The sequence below is a fragment of the Rhizobium sp. 22-785-1 genome, from assembly GCF_053521965.1.
This window is the reverse complement of record NZ_JBNWDI010000006.1, coordinates 154,151-175,612: the sequence shown is the minus strand read 5'-3', so window position 1 is coordinate 175,612 and position 21,462 is coordinate 154,151. Positions and strand designations below refer to the sequence as shown.

General features: G+C 57.0%; 19 protein-coding genes. 9 read left to right on the top strand and 10 right to left on the bottom strand.

The annotated features are described in order from the left end of the window. Window positions 1–7: 7 nt before the first annotated feature. Both ACQZ5M_RS14070 and ACQZ5M_RS14065 read left to right on the top strand, forming a co-directional pair. Window positions 8–772 (top strand): CDP-alcohol phosphatidyltransferase family protein, encoded by a 765-nt coding sequence (locus ACQZ5M_RS14070; RefSeq protein ID WP_296019751.1) that lies wholly within the window; start codon window positions 8–10, stop codon window positions 770–772. Further along, the gene (locus ACQZ5M_RS14065; RefSeq protein ID WP_449080054.1) at window positions 769–1,524 is read left to right on the top strand and encodes an FkbM family methyltransferase; all 756 of its coding nucleotides are present in this window, start codon (window positions 769–771) and stop codon (window positions 1,522–1,524) included. Before ACQZ5M_RS14070 ends, ACQZ5M_RS14065 begins: the two co-directional genes overlap by 4 nt. Before the next feature lie 7 nt (window positions 1,525–1,531). Here ACQZ5M_RS14065 and ACQZ5M_RS14060 read toward each other — a convergent pair whose 3' ends face one another. Then, entirely contained in the window at window positions 1,532–2,449 is a 918-nt protein-coding gene (locus ACQZ5M_RS14060) for a lysylphosphatidylglycerol synthase transmembrane domain-containing protein (RefSeq protein ID WP_449080053.1), read from the bottom strand. A gap of 66 nt (window positions 2,450–2,515) precedes the next feature. Here ACQZ5M_RS14060 and ACQZ5M_RS14055 point away from each other — a divergent pair, with 66 nt between their 5' ends. Next, window positions 2,516–4,141 (top strand): sulfatase, encoded by a 1,626-nt coding sequence (locus ACQZ5M_RS14055; RefSeq protein ID WP_449080052.1) that lies wholly within the window; start codon window positions 2,516–2,518, stop codon window positions 4,139–4,141. A 44-nt stretch (window positions 4,142–4,185) separates the two neighbouring features. Here the strand turns inward: ACQZ5M_RS14055 and ACQZ5M_RS14050 are convergent, their stop codons facing one another. The 8 genes from ACQZ5M_RS14050 to dinB all read right to left on the bottom strand — a co-directional run bounded on the left by ACQZ5M_RS14050 (window position 4,186) and on the right by dinB (window position 14,559). Beyond that, entirely contained in the window at window positions 4,186–5,919 is a 1,734-nt protein-coding gene (locus tag ACQZ5M_RS14050) for a M14 family metallopeptidase (RefSeq protein WP_449080051.1), read from the bottom strand. Window positions 5,920–5,924: 5 nt separating this feature from the next. Further along, complete coding sequence (locus ACQZ5M_RS14045) at window positions 5,925–6,773, bottom strand: ABC transporter permease (protein ID WP_449080050.1); 849 nt, start codon at window positions 6,771–6,773, stop codon at window positions 5,925–5,927. Window positions 6,774–6,779: 6 nt separating this feature from the next. Next, entirely contained in the window at window positions 6,780–7,703 is a 924-nt protein-coding gene (locus ACQZ5M_RS14040) for an ABC transporter permease (protein WP_449080049.1), read from the bottom strand. A gap of 77 nt (window positions 7,704–7,780) precedes the next feature. Beyond that, window positions 7,781–9,316: an ABC transporter substrate-binding protein gene (locus tag ACQZ5M_RS14035; protein ID WP_449080048.1), complete on the bottom strand. Its 1,536-nt coding sequence runs from the start codon at window positions 9,314–9,316 to the stop codon at window positions 7,781–7,783. Window positions 9,317–9,354: 38 nt separating this feature from the next. After that, complete coding sequence (locus ACQZ5M_RS14030) at window positions 9,355–11,169, bottom strand: ABC transporter ATP-binding protein (protein ID WP_449080047.1); 1,815 nt, start codon at window positions 11,167–11,169, stop codon at window positions 9,355–9,357. Between the two features lie 1,168 nt (window positions 11,170–12,337). Continuing rightward, window positions 12,338–12,685 carry a hypothetical protein gene (locus tag ACQZ5M_RS14025; RefSeq protein ID WP_296101339.1) on the bottom strand — a complete coding sequence of 116 codons (348 nt, stop codon included), beginning with the start codon at window positions 12,683–12,685 and terminating at the stop codon, window positions 12,338–12,340. Further along, window positions 12,682–13,431 (bottom strand): DNA polymerase III subunit epsilon, encoded by a 750-nt coding sequence (locus tag ACQZ5M_RS14020; protein ID WP_449080046.1) that lies wholly within the window; start codon window positions 13,429–13,431, stop codon window positions 12,682–12,684. The genes ACQZ5M_RS14025 and ACQZ5M_RS14020 overlap by 4 nt, the downstream gene beginning before the upstream one ends. Before the next feature lie 30 nt (window positions 13,432–13,461). Then, the gene (gene dinB, locus ACQZ5M_RS14015; RefSeq protein WP_449080045.1) at window positions 13,462–14,559 is read right to left on the bottom strand and encodes a DNA polymerase IV; all 1,098 of its coding nucleotides are present in this window, start codon (window positions 14,557–14,559) and stop codon (window positions 13,462–13,464) included. A gap of 149 nt (window positions 14,560–14,708) precedes the next feature. On the opposite strand from dinB, the gene ACQZ5M_RS14010 reads away from it, so the two are divergent. Continuing rightward, entirely contained in the window at window positions 14,709–15,002 is a 294-nt protein-coding gene (locus ACQZ5M_RS14010) for a hypothetical protein (RefSeq protein WP_449080044.1), read from the top strand. A 110-nt stretch (window positions 15,003–15,112) separates the two neighbouring features. Further along, window positions 15,113–16,003 (top strand): LysR substrate-binding domain-containing protein, encoded by an 891-nt coding sequence (locus tag ACQZ5M_RS14005; RefSeq protein WP_449080043.1) that lies wholly within the window; start codon window positions 15,113–15,115, stop codon window positions 16,001–16,003. A gap of 6 nt (window positions 16,004–16,009) precedes the next feature. Here the strand turns inward: ACQZ5M_RS14005 and ACQZ5M_RS14000 are convergent, their stop codons facing one another. Then, complete coding sequence (locus ACQZ5M_RS14000) at window positions 16,010–16,276, bottom strand: CBU_0592 family membrane protein (protein ID WP_296075304.1); 267 nt, start codon at window positions 16,274–16,276, stop codon at window positions 16,010–16,012. 238 nt (window positions 16,277–16,514) lie between these two features. On the opposite strand from ACQZ5M_RS14000, the gene ACQZ5M_RS13995 reads away from it, so the two are divergent. The 4 genes from ACQZ5M_RS13995 to ACQZ5M_RS13980 are packed head-to-tail and all read left to right on the top strand — an operon-like array spanning window position 16,515 to window position 21,449. Next, complete coding sequence (locus ACQZ5M_RS13995; protein ID WP_296019707.1) at window positions 16,515–18,071, top strand: ABC transporter substrate-binding protein; 1,557 nt, start codon at window positions 16,515–16,517, stop codon at window positions 18,069–18,071. After that, a complete protein-coding gene (locus ACQZ5M_RS13990) occupies window positions 18,071–19,018 on the top strand; it encodes an ABC transporter permease (protein ID WP_296080400.1) in 948 nt (315 codons plus the stop codon). The genes ACQZ5M_RS13995 and ACQZ5M_RS13990 overlap by 1 nt, the downstream gene beginning before the upstream one ends. Further along, window positions 19,015–19,839, top strand: a complete 825-nt coding sequence (locus ACQZ5M_RS13985; protein ID WP_296019702.1) for an ABC transporter permease — start codon at window positions 19,015–19,017, stop codon at window positions 19,837–19,839. The genes ACQZ5M_RS13990 and ACQZ5M_RS13985 overlap by 4 nt, the downstream gene beginning before the upstream one ends. Further along, entirely contained in the window at window positions 19,836–21,449 is a 1,614-nt protein-coding gene (locus ACQZ5M_RS13980; RefSeq protein ID WP_449080042.1) for an ABC transporter ATP-binding protein, read from the top strand. The genes ACQZ5M_RS13985 and ACQZ5M_RS13980 overlap by 4 nt, the downstream gene beginning before the upstream one ends. The last annotated feature ends 13 nt before the right edge of the window (window positions 21,450–21,462 follow it).

Sequence of the window (21,462 nt, the reverse complement as noted above, 5' to 3'; positions counted from 1 at the left end):
GATAAAAATGGCACTAATACAGGGCGAGTCGCTCGCGACCTTGAGAGACCGAAGGCCTCTCGTGCGAAACACGCTTGCAAATCTCGCCTGCCTGCTGCTCGGCACCATCGCCGTCGCGGTTTTGGTGCGTGTGGAAATGTCGCTGGGCTGGGATTTTGTCGTTGCCGCAACACTGTCCCTTTCGGCGATATTTGCCTTCGTGCTCTACCTGCTTCCGCAATATCCGCATCGGCGGTTCGGCTATGCCAATACGGTGACGGCCATTCGAGCCTCGCTCGTGAGTTTGACGGCAGCAACTGTGCTCTGTTTCGAAAGTTTGCAGCAGGCGGACACGGTCTTATGGATCCTCGTTGGCGTCGTTGTGGTGGCGCTGGCGCTTGACGGGATAGATGGCTATCTCGCACGGCGGTATCGTCAAGAATCCGAGCTTGGCGCTCGCTTCGATATGGAAGTCGATGCCTTCCTGATCCTCATTCTGTCGGTCGCGGCCGCTCTTCTCGACAAGGCCGGCGCCTGGGTGCTGCTGATCGGATTGATGCGGTATTTCTTCGTGGCGGCCGGCTGGCTCTTTCCGGCGCTCGCGGCGGATCTTCCTTCATCGATCAGGCGCAAGTTCGTTTGTGTGGTGCAGGTGTCGATCCTGTGTCTCATCCTCGTTCCAGCCGTGGTTGCTCCAGTCTCCAACTATCTGGCGGCGGCAGCACTTCTGGCGCTCGTCTACTCCTTTACCGCAGACATTATTTGCCTCGTGCGCAATAGGGTGAGCGCATGACGGTGGCAACGATGCTATCGTCAACGCTCGGTCTAGCCCGGTCTCTCGTCGTTTATTACGGTCAACCTTGGCGGCGCTTTGGATTGAAGCGCTTCTACCGCTCGCTCGTCTCTCCCGGACAGCTTGTCTTCGACATCGGCGCTCATGTGGGAAGCCGCAGCCGGACGCTGATCGAGATCGGAGCGAGGGTCGTCGCAATCGAGCCGCAGCCTCTCTTCGCAGACTTCGTCGAAAAGCATCTTGGCAAGGAGCTTGCGGGCTTCGAAAGAGTAGCCGTCGGTGCGACGCAAGGAAGCGTCGATCTTTTCATCTCCAGCCGTCACCCAACGGTCACCAGCGTTTCGTCGAGCTTTGTCGAGGCGGTCAAGCAGAATGCAGCCTTCTCTCACGTCGAGTGGGATGGGAGGGTAACCGTGCCCATGGTGCGAGTGGATGATCTCATCGAAAAATACGGGGTGCCCGCCTTCATCAAGATCGATGTTGAAGGCGCCGAAGCCGCAGTTTTGTCAGGCCTGAGCCAGCCAATCGACCTGATTGCGTTTGAGTATATTCCCGCCATGCCGTCAGTTGCCAATGACGCGATCGCAAAGCTTGCCTCGATAGGCGACTATCGTTTCAATCGCGTCGAAGGCGAAACGCATCGCTTCGTTTCGCAAGAATGGAAAACGGGAAGCCAGATGCTGAGCGAACTAGCGGCAACGCCAGCCGATGCCAAATCGGGAGACATCTACGCGCGCATCAAGCGTCGGTGAGATCCTCTCAGGCGTGGCTGGGAGTTCTTTTGAACGCGCCGACCAAGAGGAAGACCGCGCCCGGCGCCGTACCGATAAGCGACAGCCAGCCATAGGTGATGCTCGCAGCCAATCCATCGACAGGGGCAGCGCCCAGCATCGGCCAGAGAGCCATGGCCGCAGCCTCTCGCGTACCCCAGCCACCAAAACCGGTTGGAATGAGCATCGCAACCAGACAGAAGGGAATGATGGTCAGGCATGCGACCCAGGGAAGTTGCGAGCCGGTCGCTTCGGCGGCAACAAAAAAGACGATGACATAGGTGGAAACCACGGCAATGCTTTTGGCAGCTTGCACGAGCCACGCGCCACGCCGCACGAACACGTCGCTCAAGTTCTGGCCCAGCGATCCGCCAGCAAGCCAATTCGGCTTGGCAAAGCGCACGGCAAAGATAAATCCGAGCAGCAAAGCGCCGCCAAAAAGGATGTATTGCGTCAATTGTTGAGCAAACTGCGCGCTTGCGACGAACGGCCAAATCGAAAGGCCGATGGCTGCGAGGATGAAAAATGCGATCTGTCCCGACAACCGTTCGAAGATGACAGCCTTAGCGGGTTGGCGCCAACTACCCGGCCCGTCGCCACGCATCCTCCATGCCCTCACCGCGTCGCCTCCGACACCGCCGGGCAGTGTCTGGTTCAGGAAGCTCGCGACATAATATTCCCGGATCGCCCTCCACACTGGGATGTCTTGTCCAAGACGGCGGGAGGTGAACCGCCAGCGCAGCGCGGACACGATCACCTGCACTTGAACGAGCGCCAGGCAGACTGTCACGGCGGCCCACGATATGCGAGAAAGGGACTGGCCCAGCCCATTGAGATCGGTGCGCAGTAGGATCGTCGTCAGAAATGCTAGCGTAAGGACGGAAACGGCAATTCGCAGTTTGTTCAAGCGGGAAGACCTTTGCATCCTGACTGTTTATCTGGTTGATACGTGCTGCAAGACGAGTGGATTGAAGTGAACGGAAAAATAGGACCCGAGCGCAAACACAATACCTTGAAAGCGCTGATCGGCGCATTGCTTTTCTCGTTGATGGCCTTGCTTGCTTTCAACATGCCCGACCATCCCGATGCCTTTGGCATTGGGACGTTCACACGCTTCCCGCTGGAATGGGCGGTGATCGGACTGCTGGCGCTCATAGTGCCGGGGCGAATAAAGCGTACCGTCATATTTATTTGTGGCTTTCTTGTCTTTCTGCTGCTCTTTCTGAAGATTGCCGATATCGGTGTCGAGGCCGCTTTTCAGCGGCAATTCAATCCCTATCTCGACGTAAAGATGCTGACCGACGGCTGGAACCTCATTTCCGGCACGATCGGTACGCTGGCGGCACTGGCAGCATTGATTGGTGGCGTTGCCGTTTTCCTGTTAGTCGCCACCGTCTTTCTCAAGTCTCTGATGTGGATGGCCGTTGCGCATGCATCGGCACGCCGGCCGTTGATCGGGGTGTTTGCCATCGTTCTCATCGTCGGCACGATGCTGATGTGGCTTGGAGTATCTCGTGTAGACTTCAGGACCCCAGGATATCTGACGAATAGACTTGGTCTTGTCGTTCGATCGGTGAGCGACATGAGGCTTTTTGAGCAGGAACTTGCGACAGGCCTTGGCCCGAAGAACGGCGCCAATCTTTTTCAAAGCGTCAAGGGGAAGGACATCATCCTGGTTTTCGTGGAGTCCTATGGACGATCTGCAGTCGATGACCCTCAATACGCCAGAATAACGCAGCCACGTCTTGCTGCGATCGACACGCAGATCGAAGCAGCGGGGCTTCACGCAGCAAGTGGCTGGGTGACGGCGCCAACGGTCGGGGGCTTGAGTTGGCTGGCACACGGCACGCTCCTGTCCGGGCTTTGGGTGGACAGTCAAGCGCGTTACGACCGCTTGATGATCAGTCGCCAGCCAAGCTTGAACAGGCTGTTTTCCGAGGCGGGATGGCACAGCGTGGCCGTGATGCCAGCAATTACGATGGCATGGCCGGAAGCCGATTATTTCGGTTACGACCAGATCTTACCTGCCGCAGGGCTCCAGTATCGCGGCAAGCCGTTCAATTGGGTGACCATGCCGGACCAGTACACCATGTCCGCCTTCGATCGCCTGGCGTTGAGGCCTGCGCATCTGAGGGGTCAGAAGGTCATGGCGGAGATCGCTCTTATCTCAAGTCACGCGCCCTGGACGCCGGTGCCGAGACTAATCGGCTGGGACCAGGTCGGCGATGGCTCTGCATTTGATGATCAGGCCGTCAGCGGCGATCCACCATCGGTGGTCTGGGCCGATCCTGACCGAGTGCGGCGTCAATATATCGAAACTATTGATTACTCACTGGCCGCTCTCGGAGAATTCATGGCAAGGCAGAGTCGAGACGCGGTCTATGTCATCCTGGGAGATCACCAGCCCGCATCGATCATCACCGGGCAAGGCGCATCACGAGCAGTGCCGGTGCATATCGTCAGCAGTGATGCGACGCTTGTTGCGAGATTTGAGAAGGACGGCTTTGTCAGCGGCATGGTGCCGACGGGCGCAGCGCATGAGCGTCCGATGAGTGGATTGCGCCAGACCCTTATTAATGCGTTCAACGGCACGCCGTGACAGCATGTCACTGGCGCGCCACTATGAGGTTTGCTTGGCTCGCCTCAGCCTGAGACCCGTTTGCTCATTATGTGCTGCCATGCGTCATAAGCTGACAGAACCGTTTCCATTTGAGCCGTGTGGCCTGCGATGAATGCGTCGCCATAGATCGTTTCGTCGGGATATTCCGTGATCAGTGTCATCGGCACACTGTGGCGGTCGTCAACCGATGAAAGGCACGGGAAGCCGTTGATGATACGGAAGCCGGTGTCACCCGCATGGATTTCATAAAGCCCGATCTGGCGATTGTTGAAGTCCAGCAGTCCAGGGATGGTGCCGAGATGGCGCGTCGTGCTGTCGAGCAGCGCCTCCGCCTCGTTTTCCCAGTCCGGGTGATGTCTGATGATGAGGAAGAAACCTTTCGGCAGCGTCCACATGGCAAAATTGCGCGGCACATAGCCCGATAAGGGACGTGTCCATTCATGAGACGGATAGCCATGCAGATTGACGTGCAGACTTGCGCGGCTCTTTTCCTCGGCTTCGAAGCGGATTTTTTTCTCGAAGAGCGCGCTGCCTGCGTTTTCCACCGTGCGATATTCAAGGTCGTCCCCGAGCGCCGTATATCGCGCGGCATGGTGCATGTGACGAGGATTATCGCGCCTTAGCCGTTGATGAAGAGCATAGCCGTCCGGATTTTCGAGCGGCGAGATGGTAAAGTGCGCGTGTTTACGCTGAACCAACCTGCGGGCGGCACGAATGGCTCCAACGATACCCGTCGTCTCGTTGGGATGCTGGCCGCCACTGATCATCACAGCGGCATCACCGCCAGGCACATATCGCGCCGATAGGATGCGGCCCGAACGCGAGCGGGCGTCAAACGCTTCCCCCCCGATCTCCGCCAGCAACCTTGCCACCTGACCTGCGGCAATCGGTTCTCTGGCGCTATCGACCGATTGGTCGCTGGTGTCCAGAAAAGCAGTCGTGAGGGGGCGTGTTTCGATAGCAACGGATAGCTCACCCGTGCTCATGACGATTTCGGGCACGATCTGGCCCGGCTTCAATCCCCTGTCGCCGAGTGGACGGCCGGACTTTTTTTGAAAAAGTTCGAGCAGCGAAAAGTAGATGTCCTCATGCAGGGCCTCGCGCAGGCTGACCACTTCGTCGCCCACTGGCAGCGATAGATCCGCTGCCGGATGCGCGATGCGGATGTTCAACTCCTCGAAGTATGGCTCCTGATGTCCCCAATCACGCCCGGCAATCGTTCCTATGGCGGCTTCGAAAAGCAGCTCGTAGTCTGTCTCCAGCCGTTTGCCGTCTTCGTCTCCGATACGCAGCCAGCCGGTGGGCGAGACGTTCATCTCCCCCACGACATCCTCATGCACGCGGTTCGGAGCGAGAACCGTCAGGGTTTGCGTTTGCCCCCCGCGCTTGAGCAAGACGTCGTAGTGAAAGGCACTGTCGTTACGAGCGATGAAATCGAGTTTCGCCTGCCCCACGAGAGCGGCCAGCGGATAGGCTTCCAGTCGGAAGCGGTTGGCAGGCACGTTTGGATGGGAGGGATAGCGGACCTCGATTGTGTCCACGCCGTCGAGATCGATCTCTTCCAGAAAAGCGAAGAGCAGCGGCTTGTAGGCGCTGCGGATACGCGCCTCCACACCCTTATCCTTCAATCTATTTTCCGCGTCCCTGCGGCTTTGCGCATCGTCGAAAGTCCAGGCCTCAAGGGCCTGACCGGGAACGCCGAGCGTGACGAGGCTATCGAGCGTTCGATTGAATGTCTGACTGAAAATCTGGCCCAATACGATTACCTCGAGGTTCTGCCGGTGGGATCAAGACTGTCGCGAAGCCAGTCACCGAGAAGATTGAGACCGAGTACGGTCAGAAGGATGGCAAGGCCGGGGAAGACGCTGACCCACCAGGCCGTTTGCAGATAGGTTCGTCCATCCGCCAGCATGCCGCCCCAACTCGGGATGGTCGGATCGACGCCAAGGCCAAGGAAGGTCAGGCTGCTTTCGAGCAGGATGTTGTTGGCGACATTCAGTGTCATCAGCACGATGACGGGACCGATCAGGTTCGGCAGCAGATGCTGAAAAATGATGCGCCAGTCTTTGACGCCGATGGCGCGGGCGGACAGGATGAACTCCCGTTCCCTGAGTGTCAGCACCGAACCGCGGACTAGACGGGCATATTGCACCCACTGCGAGACGATCAGCAGGATGATGGTGTTCGTCAGGCTGCCGCCGACAATGGCGATAAAGGTGATGGCCAGCAGGATGAAAGGCATGGCCAGCTGAATGTCGGCAAAGCGCATGACCAGCATGTCCCAGAAACCGCGATAGTAACCTGCCACCAGACCGACAGCGACGCCGAAGATCACCGCACCGATCACAGAGGTGAAGCCCACGAGAAGTGAAATCTTGCCCCCGGCAACAACGCGGGCCAGCACGTCGCGGCCAAGTGGATCTGTGCCGAACGGATGGGCTGTACTGGTGAATGGTTTTGCAAGTCGCGCCATCAGATCGATTTTATCCGCGCCCCCTGGGAAGAGGACGTCAGAGAAAACGACGGCAAAGCAGATTACGACCGTGAGTGTTGCGCCAAGGATGAATTCAAGACTGTTGAAGCGCGAGAGGCGCGAGGTTTTGGCAGCCATCGTGTCTTACTCCGTGCGGATACGCGGATCGACAAGCCCATAGGCGATATCGACCAGAAGATTGATACCGACGATCATGAGCGACAGTACGGTGATGACGGCCTGCAAAACCGGATAATCGCGTGCGCCGACCGCATCGAAAGCCAGCGTGCCGAGGCCCGGCCAGTTGAAGACGCGTTCGATCACGACGATGCCGCCGAGAAGGCCGCCGAACTGCAAGCCGAAATAGGTGATGAGCGGAATGGCGCAGTTGCGCAGCGCATGCTTGTAAAGGACCTTGCTCTCGCTCAAGCCTTTTGCACGCGCCACCATGACATATTGCGAGCGCAGCGTGTCGAGCATGGCAGTGCGCACGAGGCGGACATTCGTTGCGGTCAGGATGACTCCCATCGTGACAGCGGGCATGACGTAGCTGGCAAAATCGCCCATCCCGCTTGGTGGCAGCCAGCCGAGCGTGATCGAGAACAGCAGTACCAGCATGGTCGCGAGCCAGAAGTTCGGAAACGACAGGCCAATGAGCGAGAAGATGCGGATCACCTGATCCGCAGTCTTGCCGCGTGCGGTGGCCGCCTTGATGCCGAGCGGAATCGAAAGCGCAATTGAGACCGCCATGGAGATGAAAGCCAGTAGCAACGTGGCTGGCAAAGCATCGGCAATCAACCTCGATACGGGCGTGCTGCCTGTGAAGCTGCGACCGAAATCAAGCGTTACCAGCCCCTTCAAGAAGGTGAAGTATTGAACGAAGAAGGGCTGATCGGTGCCGAGCGCCGCACGGATTCGTGCCAGATCCTCCTCCGTCATGCTGCCACCGCCCTGGAACATCGTCACAGCGGGATCGCCCGTCAGGCGGATGGCGAAGGAGACGAGGAGGGTGATGGCGATGACGACAAAAATCGCCTGCAGCAATCGCTTGATGAGAAAACCGGCCACGTGCTTTTCCTTGAGAATTAGCTCTGCCTTGCCCGCGATTTCGCGGGCAAGGACTTACTTCAAAACGGTCGATAGGCTTATTCGACTGTGACGTCGGTCAGCTTGAGACGGTTGTCTGGCGGAGCGATGAAACCCTTCACCCGCTTGTTCATGCCGTAAATGGCATTGGTATTATAAAGCGGAAGCTCAAGCGCACGGTCGGCTGTATAGCGTCCGATTTCCTTGAGGATTTTCTCGCGTTCGGCACGATCGGTGAGCGGACGCTGGGATTCCAGCATCTTGTCCAGCTTTTCGTCCTTGTCGTAGGGATTCCACTTTTCGCCGGAGTGATACATGGCATATGCCGTGTTGTCGTAATCGAACGTCCAACCGCCCCATTTCTGCTGGAACATCGCGCCGGTCTTGCCCTGTGGGATGATATCGTTCAGCAGGACGTTGGTCTCGTAGGGCTTGATGGTGGCGGTGATGCCGACCATTGAAAGGTAGCTCGAAACAACCTGTGCGACCTCGTTCATCGTCGCGTCATTGCCGCGAATGTCGATCTGCAGCGTTGCGCCCGGCTTTACACCCGCGTCTGCCAGCAACTTCTTGGCCGCTTCCGGGTCGTAGGGCAGGGGCTTCAGATCCGGGTCGTAACCGAATGACAGCGCGCTCTGGAAGCTAGCGATTTCCGATCCCTGACCGGCAAGGATCGACTTCACGATCGTTGCACGATCGACCGCCATGATGATCGCCTTGCGCACCTTCGGATCCGCCGTGATGCCATCTCCCGTGTTGAAACGCAGCGCGTCGACCGTGGGGCCGGGGACGCTGACGATCTCGAGCTTGGAATCACCCTCGATAACGGGAATCATACCGATTGGAATCGTCGGGGGAATGACGAGGTCGACACGGCCGGCCTGCAATTCCGCAACGGCTGTGGCCGGTTCGGAAATGAACCGGTATTCGAGTTCGGACAGCTTTGGTGCGCCGCCCCAGTAATCCGGATTGGCTTCAAGCTTGATGTTGTTTTTCGGTGCGTAAGAGACGAACTTGAACGCGCCGGTGCCGACAGGATTGAGGTTAAAATTGTCCTCGCCTTTTTCCTGGATGTACTTCGGCGGAACGATCATGGCGCCATAGCCGGCCAACTTCGTAAGGAGCACGGGGTCGGCCGCCTTGAGCTTCATATCGACAGTGTTGTCGTCGATAACCTCTACGCTTTCGATCGATACGTAGTTGGAGCGCTGCGGCCCTTTCGCACCCTGCTCGCCCAGAAGGCGCTCGAAGGTGAATTTGACGGCGGCTGCATTGAAGGGCTCGCCATTGTGGAACTTGACGTTCTGGCGGAGCTTGAAGCGAATACGCTTGCCCTCATCCAGTTCCTCCCAGGATTCAGCAAGGCCGGGAACGATCTTCAGGTCTGGCCCACGATATGTCAGACCGTCAAAGATGTTGGTGGCAACGGCTGCCCACTGCACGAGAAATGTATCGATCGGGTCCCAGCTGCCCGGGTCTTGCGGGCTGGAGATGGTCATCTTGCCCGCAGCAAATGCTGGTGATGCCGCAAACGATACGCCGGCAAGGGCCAGCGAGGTCAGAGCGGCTGATAGTCCCCTTTTGATTTTTCTCATCTTCTGTTTTCCTCTTCAGATGGCTTCAGTTGATTTGGTCAGGCACTTTGAGCGATGAAGTGACCTGGCTTGATTTCCCGGTGCGTAAGGACCGGAGGCTCATCTCCGACGCGGCGCACTGGATTGGGTATTTCGCCTTCGATCATGGCGATGCGACGCTCCACGGTCGGGTCGGCAACCGGAACTGCGGACAGAAGGCGGCGGGTATATTCATGCGTCGGCGTTTCGAAAACCTGACGGCGGCTGCCCATTTCCATGATCTGGCCGAGATAAAGCACGGCCACGCGGTGGCTCATCTTTTCCACCACAGCCATGTCATGGCTGATGAAGAGATAGGCGAGACCTCTTTCCGCCTGCAGATCCATGAAGAGATTGATGATCTGCGCCTGAATGGAGACATCAAGCGCAGAGAGAGCTTCATCAGCAATGATGAGCTTTGGGTCGCAGGCGAGCGCACGGGCAATACAAACACGCTGGCGCTGACCGCCCGAGAACTCATGTGGATATCGCGAAGCGTGCTCGGAGCTCAATCCCACACGCTCCAGCAATTCGTCCACGCGCGCGTTCACCGCTTTAGTGTCGTTTATCAAACCATGGGTGCGGATCGGCTCGGCAATCGAAAAACCTACCGTCTTTCGCGGATCGAGTGAGGCAAAGGGGTCCTGGAATATATATTGTACATCACGGCGCATCCGGAAGCGCTCGTCAGCAGACATTTGCGAGTAGTGGCGACCATTGAAGGAAATTTCACCCGACACGGCGTTTTGCAGCTGCTGGATCGTACGGCCGATGGTGGATTTACCCGAGCCGGATTCTCCCACGAGTGCAAGCGTTTCTCCCGCGTGAATATCGAAACTCACTTTCTGGACGGCACTCAGGCGATGGGTGGGCTTGCCGAACAGGTTCTTGCGGATGTCGAACCGTACAAAGAGATCTTTGACAGAGAGAAGCGGCTTTTGATCGTACTTTGCCGTGTCCTGGACACGCTCCTCGCCGAGGGTGACAGGCTCCCCGTCCTGTAAAACGGTCAACGGCAAGCGCTTGGGGTAATCCTGGCCTTCCATGCTGCCAAGGCGAGGGACTGCGGAAAGCAGTGCGCGCGTATAAGGGTGTTTCGGATCGGCAAAGACATCCTTGACCGGGCCTTCCTCGACCTTTTTACCCTTCCACATGACGACAACATCATCGGCCATCTCAGCCACCACGCCCATGTCGTGGGTGATGAAGACCATCCCCATTCCCAGCTTTTGTTGCAGGTCGCGCATGATGTTGAGGATCTGCGCCTGGATGGTCACGTCGAGTGCTGTCGTCGGCTCGTCGGCGATCAACAGCTTGGGGCGGCAGGCAAGCGCCATGGCGATCATCACGCGCTGGCGCATGCCACCGGAAAGCTGGTGCGGGTATCGTTTCAGGAGTTGTGCCGCATCTGGCAGTCGCACCATTTCCAGAAGCGACTGAGCTTGTGCCATCGCAGCCTGCTTGCCGAGCTTCTCGTGCAGCATCAGAACTTCGCAGATCTGATCACCAATGGTAAAAACGGGGTTGAGAGAGGTCATCGGCTCCTGAAAGATCATGGCGATCTCCTTGCCGCGGATCGACCTCATCTCTTTTTGCGAAGCGGTCAGCAAGTTCCTGCCCTGGAAAAGGATTTTCCCGCTCGGGTAGGTCGCACCCATCATGTCAGCCAGACGCATGGTCGACAGCGAGGTCACTGATTTACCAGAGCCTGATTCACCGACGACGGCGACGGTCCGCCCCGATCGCACCTTGAACGAAAGATCGTCCACGACACGGCTGTTACCGAATTCGACACTAAGGCCTTCGACCGAGAGGAGCGGCTTGCTGTCGTCCATAGAGGTAGTTTCCTTCGACATGGTCATATGAGAAGCGAGGCTGCAAGGATCATGCCAAGGCGTCAGAAGAAGCGCATTCAGCGCTCTCTTCGCCTGTCGTCCAGCCGCGCGAATTGTTCAAACCGTTGTTTTTGAAGCCGATGATCAGCATTGCACTCGCCCCCTCCGCAATACAGCCAGACGCTAACAAAGGAGAACAATCCTGTCCATCCTGTTGAACAATTTTTGTATATTGCTCTACAAATAGTCAGTTGCTTCTGGTTTGGGCGCAAACGATGGCGGGCTTTTATCGGAGACGTGTAGGGTCTGGTCCTTAGAATTTTTTCGCCGCCGATGCGGCAGTTGTGGTGGCTATCCGGTCTGATCTTCTACAGTTGCCGATCAAGCTCTCGCAGCAATCTCTTGCGCTCGCTTTTTCTTCTGATCTGCCGGGTAAGAGCGGTCGTCGCCCTAAGTTCCACGGGCGTTCTCGCGTGATCGAATTCGAACGTTCGCGAAGCGCCTATCAACCGGTCTTCAGTGCTATAGATCCCAAGGATGGTGATCTCCATTGAGATCGCCTGTGCTTCAGTTTGGAACCGAGAAAGCGTCGGTCGTCGGAGCAAGACTGTGTGGCGTAATCCAAGATGCAGGCAAATGTTCCCATATCGACCATTGCCCCAGGTAGGAGAGGTCCCTGTCTGGTCATTCGTTGCCACCCGGTTTTTGTCCCTGACGTTCGAATATCTTCAGCGTCGGTGATGTGGGCAGAGTGGGTATCGCTGTCGGTCCTGACGGTTGCGACCACACTTTGTACGTGAACGGGCTCCCTGCTCATATTCGTGACGAAACAGCGCGCCTCCAGCGTACGGCCTTCGCTCCGGTTGACGACAAGCATCGGCTTGATCTGCCGCTGATGCCCCGCAAGAAAAATGTGGAGATAGACGGCCCAGATGAACAAAGTGCCGATGCTCGCCACCGCAGACACGACAGGTGCGTTATCTTGAATGAAGGCGAGCATTGTACCGGATCGTCTCGATGAAATTGAAAAATGGGCGGAGCATTGGTAAACTTGGATGGAGGTCTACCAGGTATCCAAGCGCCTCCTAACACGGAATAAGAGGCATGGTTCCAGTTCCCATACCGAGACCAGCGGATCTGCCGCGCCACGGTCGCCATCATTCCTCGTCTATGTCGTGTCCCTATGGTCCTGAAGCTGAGAGAACCAACGCGCATAAACAGTGTTTTTCACGAGATGCCGATTGAGATCCGGCTCTCCATCACGCCACCACACTGGCCCACGTTCACCAAGCGCGACCTTCGCCCGATCAACACGCCGTCGTGCGAGGGTCATTTTGCCGGGCTCTTCCTTTGAGTGCCGCACGGCTGCTCTTGCAGCCATCAGTTCCTTGACCAGCTGCGCTCGCGTCTCTTCGTCCAGAGCCGGATTGCTTTTGCGCCACAGTCGCCCGCGAACCACGAAGTATCGCCCATCTGGGGTCGAAGGATATTGAGTGGATGTCGAGCGGTTGCTCATAGTAGCGAGCCCTGAGCTGGCGTTTCGGCCACTGCAGGGGCAAGTGCGCCGCGTTTCGTCAACTCGGTCTGGGCACTGAAGCGCACATCGCCATCGCGATCGCGAAGATATCCCATAAGCGCCTCGTCAGTGAGGCGATCCCAGCCCTTTCCTCTGTCCGGACCGGCAGGCACGCGCGGCAAAAGTCCGGGTTCGGCGCTCCACGCCACCAATTGATCGAACGGGGCGATATTCAGCATGTCGCGCAGGTGGTGAGCGGTCACGTAAGCATCCGGCATGGCGCGATGCGCGGGGAGACCGATTTCGTGAACCAGGCCTTCCGGCATCCTCTGGTAGCGTAACATCTGGTTGGAGAAGCGTGGTAGGTCCGGCCACAGCCGCAAAGCGCATTTCCATGTACAGATCCAAGGCAAACCGCCGGTCAGCCGATCCGTACAATATCGTTGTTCGAACGCCGCACGATGAGCGGCCAAGGCGACAACGCCGCCCTCGGGGCGAAGGACACGTGGAGCCAAGTCTTTCCAGAACGGTGCGTCGGCCACCTGCTCATCGAGGATATGATGAATTGCCATCGTTTCGGTCGTGATCGGACGTCCCGGATTGACGAAAAGTGCGCCACGGTTATCGGTCAGTGCCCAGCAGCCTCCAACGTCACGGGCCACATCTTGCCAGCCGATTTCGCAAACATCGTTCGCGCCATTGCCAGCGGTTTCCAGATCGATGACGCGGATTCGGGGTTCTGACATGTCCAGGTCGGTTCCAAGCTTGTTTATTGCTCATAAATCGAAGCCGAGCTGAGGTTGTTCCCCATCACCCTTGCCGGTCTCGCTGGTGAGAGAGGAAAGTGTCACGCCAAGTAGGCGAACGGGCCGTCTGAAAGGATAGACTGTAGCAAGCAATCCTGTGGCCGTATCGAGGATGGCTTCGCAACTCGCAAATGGCACGGCGTTGCTCTTGCTTCTCGTCGCCTGAGTGAAATCGGAATACTTGATTTTGACGGTCACCGTCTTTCCGCTGAAACCCTTCGTGTGGCAGTGACCCCAGACTTTTTCGGTCAAAGGTTTCAACTCGGCGGCGGCAATATCGAGATCGTCAATGTCTTGCATGAACGTATCTTCGGCACCCACGGATTTCCGAACTCGGTCGGGCCGAACCCTGCGCTCGTCGATACCGCGGGCGATGCCATAGAAGTAGGGCCCAGATTTGCCGAAGTGCTTGGTGAGAAACTCCAGCGGCTGCTGCTTGAGATCGGCGCCTGTTTCGATCCCCAATCTGCGCATCTTTTCGGCGGTCGCTGGTCCGACTCCGTGGAACTTCTTCACCGCGAGCCTCTCGACAAATACTGGCCCGTTCTTTGGCGTAATGACCGCCTGGCCATTGGGCTTGTTGAGATCGGAGGCCATTTTGGCGAGGAACTTATTGTAAGAAATGCCGGCGGATGCGTTAAGGCCGGTGATGTCTTTGATCTTCGAGCGGATTTCCAACGCAATCTCGGTCGCGATCGGCATGTGTTTCAAGTTCTCCGTGACATCAAGATATGCCTCGTCGAGCGAGAGGGGCTCGATCAATGGCGTATACTCGGCAAAAATCTCCCGAATTTGCTGTGATACGGCACGATAGACCTCGAAGCGCGGTTTGACGAAGATCAGATCGGGACATTTGCGCACCGCGGTCACGGAGGGCATGGCCGAATAAACGCCGAACGCCCGTGCTTCATAACTTGCCGCCGCGACAACGCCGCGCGCCGCAGCGCCACCAACGGCGAGAGGCTTGCCGCGAAGATCGGGATTATCGCGTTGCTCGACGGAGGCATAAAATGCATCCATGTCCACATGGATGATCTTGCGTGGCTGCGAGGGGTCGATGGAACTCATTGAAGCCGTCGATATGGTTTTGAACAAAAGAGGAACATAGTCAGATGTTACGCCGCCCGCAACGGTATTCGGACCATAACTTTATCTCTTCATGAAACCATAGAGCACACTAGGAGTTTGCCAGCTGAGACATTTTACGGGAGAGAACAATGGCAGAGAATGCTACGAGTACTATTCGCGCCACCTTCGAAACCCGCGAGGCCGCGGATCTGGCAGTTGAGCATTTGGTTCAACAGCATGGCATTGCCCGGCCCGATATTTTCATTCAGTCGGCGTCGAATGAAAATACGACAGGGACGGGATCGTCACGTGGCGATGTTTCGCGCTCCGATGCTCCCCACGAAGGTGAGATTGAAGTGTCGGTCGATATTGCGCCAGACCAGATGCAGGCCGTCCAACGTAGCTTTGGCGATGTCGGAGCACTTCGCGTCTCGAACAGATGACTGCCGCTGAGCTTGTTTATCAAAGAGGCTCCGCTCTAGTCGGCTAACAACGTAATTGCTGATCCTGCGATGTGGATGTATTTGATGTCGCATCACTGTTTAGGATCAAGATGCAGACGTTCTCCAGGTTGCCGCCGCTTGAAGCGCTGGTTGTTTTCGAAGCCGCGTCTCGTCTCGGCAGCTTCTCCCGAGCGGGCGTTGAGCTCGGTTTGACCCAAAGTGCGGTTAGCCGCCAGATCGGCAAGTTGGAAGCCTTTATCGGATCCAAGCTGTTCGAGCGTGTACCAACAGGTGTGCGGCTGACGACGATCGGAGAGAACTACTCCATCGATGTCTCCAGGTTGATCCTCGATATCGCAAGCGTCACGGATGGCGTCAGATTGTGGACGGGCGCCAGCCAGATTACCATCGCTTGCTCTCGCGGCATCGCGGACCAATGGTTTATGCCGCGTCTTAAGAAGCTAAAGCAGGATCTTCCGGGGCTGGAGCTTAGATTGCGTGTGACGGATGATGTCGCTCATCTGCGCCTAGACGAATTCGACCTCGCAATATTCTACCGAAAAGAAAGACCGATTGGCGTCTGGCTGGCTGAACTCGGTCAGGAAGAGGTCGTTCCCGTGTCCGGGCAAGGCGCTCTTATGCTGGAAGAGCAAATGGCGCCAGTGCTTATCTCTATTGAAGACTCCATGCGGGAGTGGCAAGATTGGGATAATTGGTGGCGCTCGTCGACGATGTCGCCACCCCAGGACGCAGTGCATTGGAAGCTTGGCGATTATGGCCTTTGCGTCGCCGCCGCATCTGAAGGACTGGGCACGACACTTGGATGGACATGGCTGATCCGTGATCAGTTGGATAGTGGTGTTCTCATTCCTGTACATGCCCACACGATGCGATCTGAGGGACGCTTTTATCTCATGCGTCCAGCAGACCGGCATCAGCGCAAAATCGTGCGCGAGGTTGCTGACTGGTTGATCGAAAACAACAAGCAGACCGCACGCTAAGCGGTGTCACGCTGGAAGAGGTCGAGCCTTGCGTCGGCGGTCCAACATGAAGCGTGCGTAGCCTATGAGGGTGAAGATCAGCCAGGCGACCTGCGATATCAGGGAACCGAGATTGAAATTCCATATCAATGAATAGATCAGAAGGACGCCACCAAGAACATTCAAGAGAGTGTAGCGGCCATCTTCGATGTTGAGAATGCGCAACTGCAGCAAAGCATATGCGATGAGATAGAAAATTGCTCCTGCAAGGCCAACAATGTCCGCAAGCCCCATTTGTGTTCACTCCGTAGGTCGCCCTTTGTCCAAGGGCTTCGCGACGCCGGCTCACTCCGGCCACGCTCGTTTACTCCGCTTCGCAAACAAGCAAATACGCTTTGATTTCATGACCCCATGCGCAAAAATCATACCCCCGTAAAGGGCTCTCTCTCTAGTGCCGAACCGCTGAGTACGATAGGCCAGACCCCCGACAGCCGGCCTACGACCGGCTACGATAAAAACAGGGAACCGCGATATGACTGACTCCCCTTTTTCGATTGATCGACGCAGCTTTCTTATCGGGGCAGCCGGTCTCACCGCACTTTCAGCTGGCTTCATTACGCAAGCAAACGCTCAAGATGCTCAGACACCCAAGAAAGGCGGCGTCCTGAAGCTTGGTATCGGAGGAGGTAGCACCACCGATAATCTCGATCCACGGATTCTGAAAGACTGGGTTCCGGTCAATCAAGCCTTCATGATCATGAATGGTCTGGTCGAGATCGACGCGAACAACCACGCCGTTCCAGAGCTTCTGGAAAGCTGGGAAGCGCAGCCGGGCGCGAAAGAGTGGGTGTTCAAGCTGCGTCAAGGCGTGACGTTCCACAACGGCAAGGCTTTGACGGTCGAGGACGTAATCTACTCTATCAATCTCCATCGCGGTGAAACGACGTCTGCGGCCCGATCGGTTGCTTCGGCCTTGAAAACGGTCGAGAAAGTTTCGGATAGCGAAATCAAGATCGTCCTGGAAAGCGGGAACGCTGACCTTCCCTACATCCTCTCGGATTATCACTTCCTTGTCGTTCCCGAAGGCTGGACGGATTTCAACAAGCCGGTCGGCACAGGTCCTTTCGTGTTCGAAAGCTATGATCCAGGTGTCCGCTCGCGCTTTACGCGCAATCCAAGCTACTGGAAGCCGAATGCCGCTCATGTCGACGCTGTCGAAGTGATCGTTATCAACGATATTGCTGCACGCACCAACGCGATGATGTCCGGTCAGGTCCACGCGATCAACCAACTTGACTTCAAGACTGTCGATCTGTTGCGCCGCAATCCAAATCTCAACATCGTTCAGTCGGCAGGCGGGCAGCACTTCACCTTCCTGATGGATTGCACGCAGGCTCCCTATACGGACAACAATATCCGTCTCGCGATCAAGCACGCCATCGATCGCGAGCAGCTTTTGAAGACGGCTCTGCGGGGTTACGGTCGCATCGGCAATGACCATCCGATCCCAAGTTCCGACCGCTTTTATGCCGCCGATTTGCCACAGCGGCCCTATGATCCGGAGAAGTCGAAGTTCTATCTGAAGCAGGCGGGCCTCGACACGCTGAAAGTCGAGATTTCCGCCTCCGACGCAGCATTTTCCGGCGCGGTCGACGCTGCGGCAATTTTCCGTACCAGTGCGGCGAAGAGTGGCATTGACGTGTCCATCAAGCGCGAGCCTGCGGACGGTTACTGGGACAATGTCTGGATGAAGGCCCCCTTCTGCATGTCCTATTGGGGCGGTCGCCCAACCGCCGACCAGATGCTGACCATTGCATACCAGTCGACCTCGGCGCAGAACGACACACACTGGAAGAACGAGACCTTCGACAAGAAGCTGGTGGAGGCTCGTGCGCTTCTGGACGATGCCAAGCGCAAGGAAATCTACGCCGAGCTGCAGGCTCTGATATCAAACGAGGGCGGCGCGATGATACCCATGTTCGGCGATTATCTTGACGCCACCTCCAAGAAACTCAAAGGCGTAACCACACACCCGATGTTCAATTTCATGGGTGCTCGTCTTGCTGAAAAGGTCTGGTTGGACGCGTAATGACTATCCTCATCCTGAAGCGCGTCGCTTTGGGTATTCTGACGCTTCTGCTCGTGTCGGCGCTGATTTTCGCCGGCACACAGCTTCTACCCGGTGATGTGGCGTCAGCGATACTCGGACAAAACGCAACGCCTGAGTCTCTCGCGGTCTTGCGAACCGAACTCGGCCTCGATCAACCCATCTTGCATCGCTATCTGGCATGGCTCAGCGGGTTTATGACCGGCGACCTCGGTAATTCTCTCGCCAACCGCCAGCCGGTAGCAGATCTTCTGTGGCCCAGATTTTGGAATACCATGGCGCTCGCTTTCTACGCGGCCGTCATATCGGTGCCGGTCGCGGTGGTCCTGGGACTGTTCAGCGCCATCTGGCGAGGAAGCCTGTTCGACCGGGCCGTCAACATTGTTGCGCTCGCCTTCGTGTCGCTCCCGGAGTATTTTCTGGGTCTTCTGCTTATCCTCTTCGTCTCCGTACAATACAATCTGCTGCCAAGCCTGGCGGATACCTATCCGGGCATGGGATTTGCCGACTGGCTGAAGGCGACGACGCTTCCGGCTCTGACACTGGTTCTGGTGACCGTGGCTCAGATGTTGCGGATGACCCGGACCGCCGTTCTAGCCGTGATGGATCAGGCCTATGTGGAAACCGCTTATCTCAAGGGACTGCGGACCAAGCGTGCTGTCCTGCGCCACGCGCTTCCCAACGCAGCAGCCCCGATCGTCAACGTCGTCTCGTTCAACATCGCTTATCTCATTACCGGCGTCGTGCTTGTCGAGGCTGTCTTCAATTATAATGGACTAGGTCGCTTCATGGTCGATGCTGTTTCCAAGCGCGACCTGCCGCTGGTTCAGGCTGCGGCGCTCGTCTTCGGCACCGCTTACGTCATTTTGAACATCATTGCCGATGTCTCGGCCATCGCGCTCAATCCGCGCCTGAGGCACGCCCGATGAAATTTTTGCGTTCAGTTACCCCGACCGCCTGGGTCGGCCTCTTCATCATTTCTTTCAATCTCATCCTGTTCTTGGCCGGGCCGCATATCGCGCCCTTTGGCCAGGAAGAAATCGTCGGATCACCCTTCGATCCACCCTCGGCTGCACATTGGTTCGGTCTTGATCAAAACGGGCGTGACATGCTCTCGCGTATCCTTGCTGGCGCGCAAATGTCGATCGGTGTTTCGCTGGCTGCGTCCTTGCTGTCGTTTACGATCGGGATCACGCTTGGTTTCATTGCAGCCATCTTCGGCGGCTGGCTCGATACCGTTCTTTCGCGCATCGTCGATACCGTCATGTGCATTCCCGTGTTGATTTCGGCTCTTGTCGTGTTGCAGGCGCTGGGTTCGTCCATACCAGTCCTTATCGTCACCATTGCCTTGCTAGACTCCACCCGTGTATTTCGCCTGGCGCGTATCGTCGCTCAGGGTATCAATGTTCTCGAATATGCCGAAACGGCACGCTTGCGTGGGGAAGGCCTGTTATGGCTGGTATTCAAGGAAATATTGCCCAACGCGCTTCCGCCGCTGATTGCTGAATTCGGTCTGCGTTTCTGCTTCACCTTTCTTTTTGTTGCCGGTCTTTCATTTTTGGGACTTGGCATTCAACCACCCTTTGCGGACTGGGGTGGCATGGTGAAAGACAACCAGCAGGCTATTCTTTATGGGCTCTATGCGCCGCTTTATCCTGCAGCCGCAATCGCCATTCTCACCATCGGCGTCAATCTTGTCGCTGACTGGCTGCTGGCCGGACGAAGCGCAATTCAAGGAGCGGATCGATGAGCGATAGCAAGGTTCTGAAAATCCGCGGCTTGAAAGTCGCTGCACCGAACGGCGCCGTTCTGGTCGATGGTATCGATCTTGATCTGGCGAAGGGCGAAGTCAAAGGGCTGATCGGTGAATCGGGGGCGGGCAAATCCACCATAGGCCTCGCAGCGATGGGCTATGGTCGAAATGGTTGCCGGATCATCGACGGAGAGATAGTCGTTGATGGCGTATCTTTGATGACTGCAGGTCGTGCCGGACGTGAAGCGGTTCGTGGAGCACGCATCGCCTATGTTGCACAAAGTGCTGCTGCGGCATTCAACCCGGCAATGAAGATCGGTGAACAGATTATCGAGGGTCCGCTCTACCACGGCATCATGAACCGGCAAGAGGCAGAAGCCTGGATGCTGGAATTGCTCGAAGCGCTTCAACTTCCCGACTTCCGCAATTTTGGTAGCCGATATCCGCATCAGGTCTCCGGCGGCCAGTTGCAGCGGGCCATGGTGGCCATGGCCATGTCATGCCGTCCCGATATTATTGTGCTTGACGAGCCGACCACAGCGCTTGACGTGACTACGCAGATCGAGGTTCTCGCCCTGCTACGCAATCTTATCCAGCGCTATAACACCGCTGCGCTCTACATCACGCACGATCTGGCGGTCGTGGCACAGGTGGCTGACAGCATCATGGTGCTGCGCCATGGAAAACGGGTCGAGGAAGGGACTGCCGAGCAAATTCTGGAGCACCCCCAGGAAGATTACACCAGGCGGCTAGTTTCTGAACGCGAAACAACCATGTCGGGGCACGACGCGCACCACAAGAGTGGTGAGGTCCTGCTTGAGGTGCGTGATGTGACCTCCTATTACGGACGAAAGAAGGTTCTGGACAATATTCATCTGACACTGCGCCGCGGCGAAACGCTGGCCGTTGTCGGAGAATCCGGCTCGGGGAAATCCACGCTCGCCCGCGTTATCGCAGGTTTGCCGCCCCATTCTTCGGGCGTGGTTTCTCTTGCCGGTCACCGGCTTGCCGACAGTTACAAGAAACGGAGCCGGGAAGAGCTTCGCCGGGTTCAGTTGGTTTACCAGCTTCCCGATGTTGCCCTTAATCCTCGCCAAACGGTTGGCGATATCATCGGCCGTCCGATGACCTTCTATTTCAAGATGACGGATGACGAGCGAACTTCGGAGGTCGAGCGTTTACTGGACCTTGTCGGACTGCCGAGAGACTTTGCCGAGCGCCTGCCAAAGGCACTCTCCGGCGGGCAGAAGCAGCGTGTCTGTATCGCCAGAGCCCTGGCAGCCCGTCCTGATCTTATCATTTGCGATGAGGTGACGTCGGCGCTGGACCCGCTGGTGGCAGAGGAAATCTTACGATTGCTGCGTTCATTGCAAGATGAACTCTCGGTTTCCTACCTGTTCATCACCCATGATTTGGGCGTGGTTCGCAGGCTTGCTGATCGGACGATGGTGATGCAGCATGGCCGGATCGTTGAAACAGGTCCCACCGCAGACGTCTTTGCGCCGCCCCACCAGCCCTACACCGAGCAACTTATCACCTCCGTGCCGGAACTGCGGCGCGACTGGCTTGATGACGTCCTTTCAAAGCGAAGCATCTCCGCCGCATGATCGAAACGGCGGC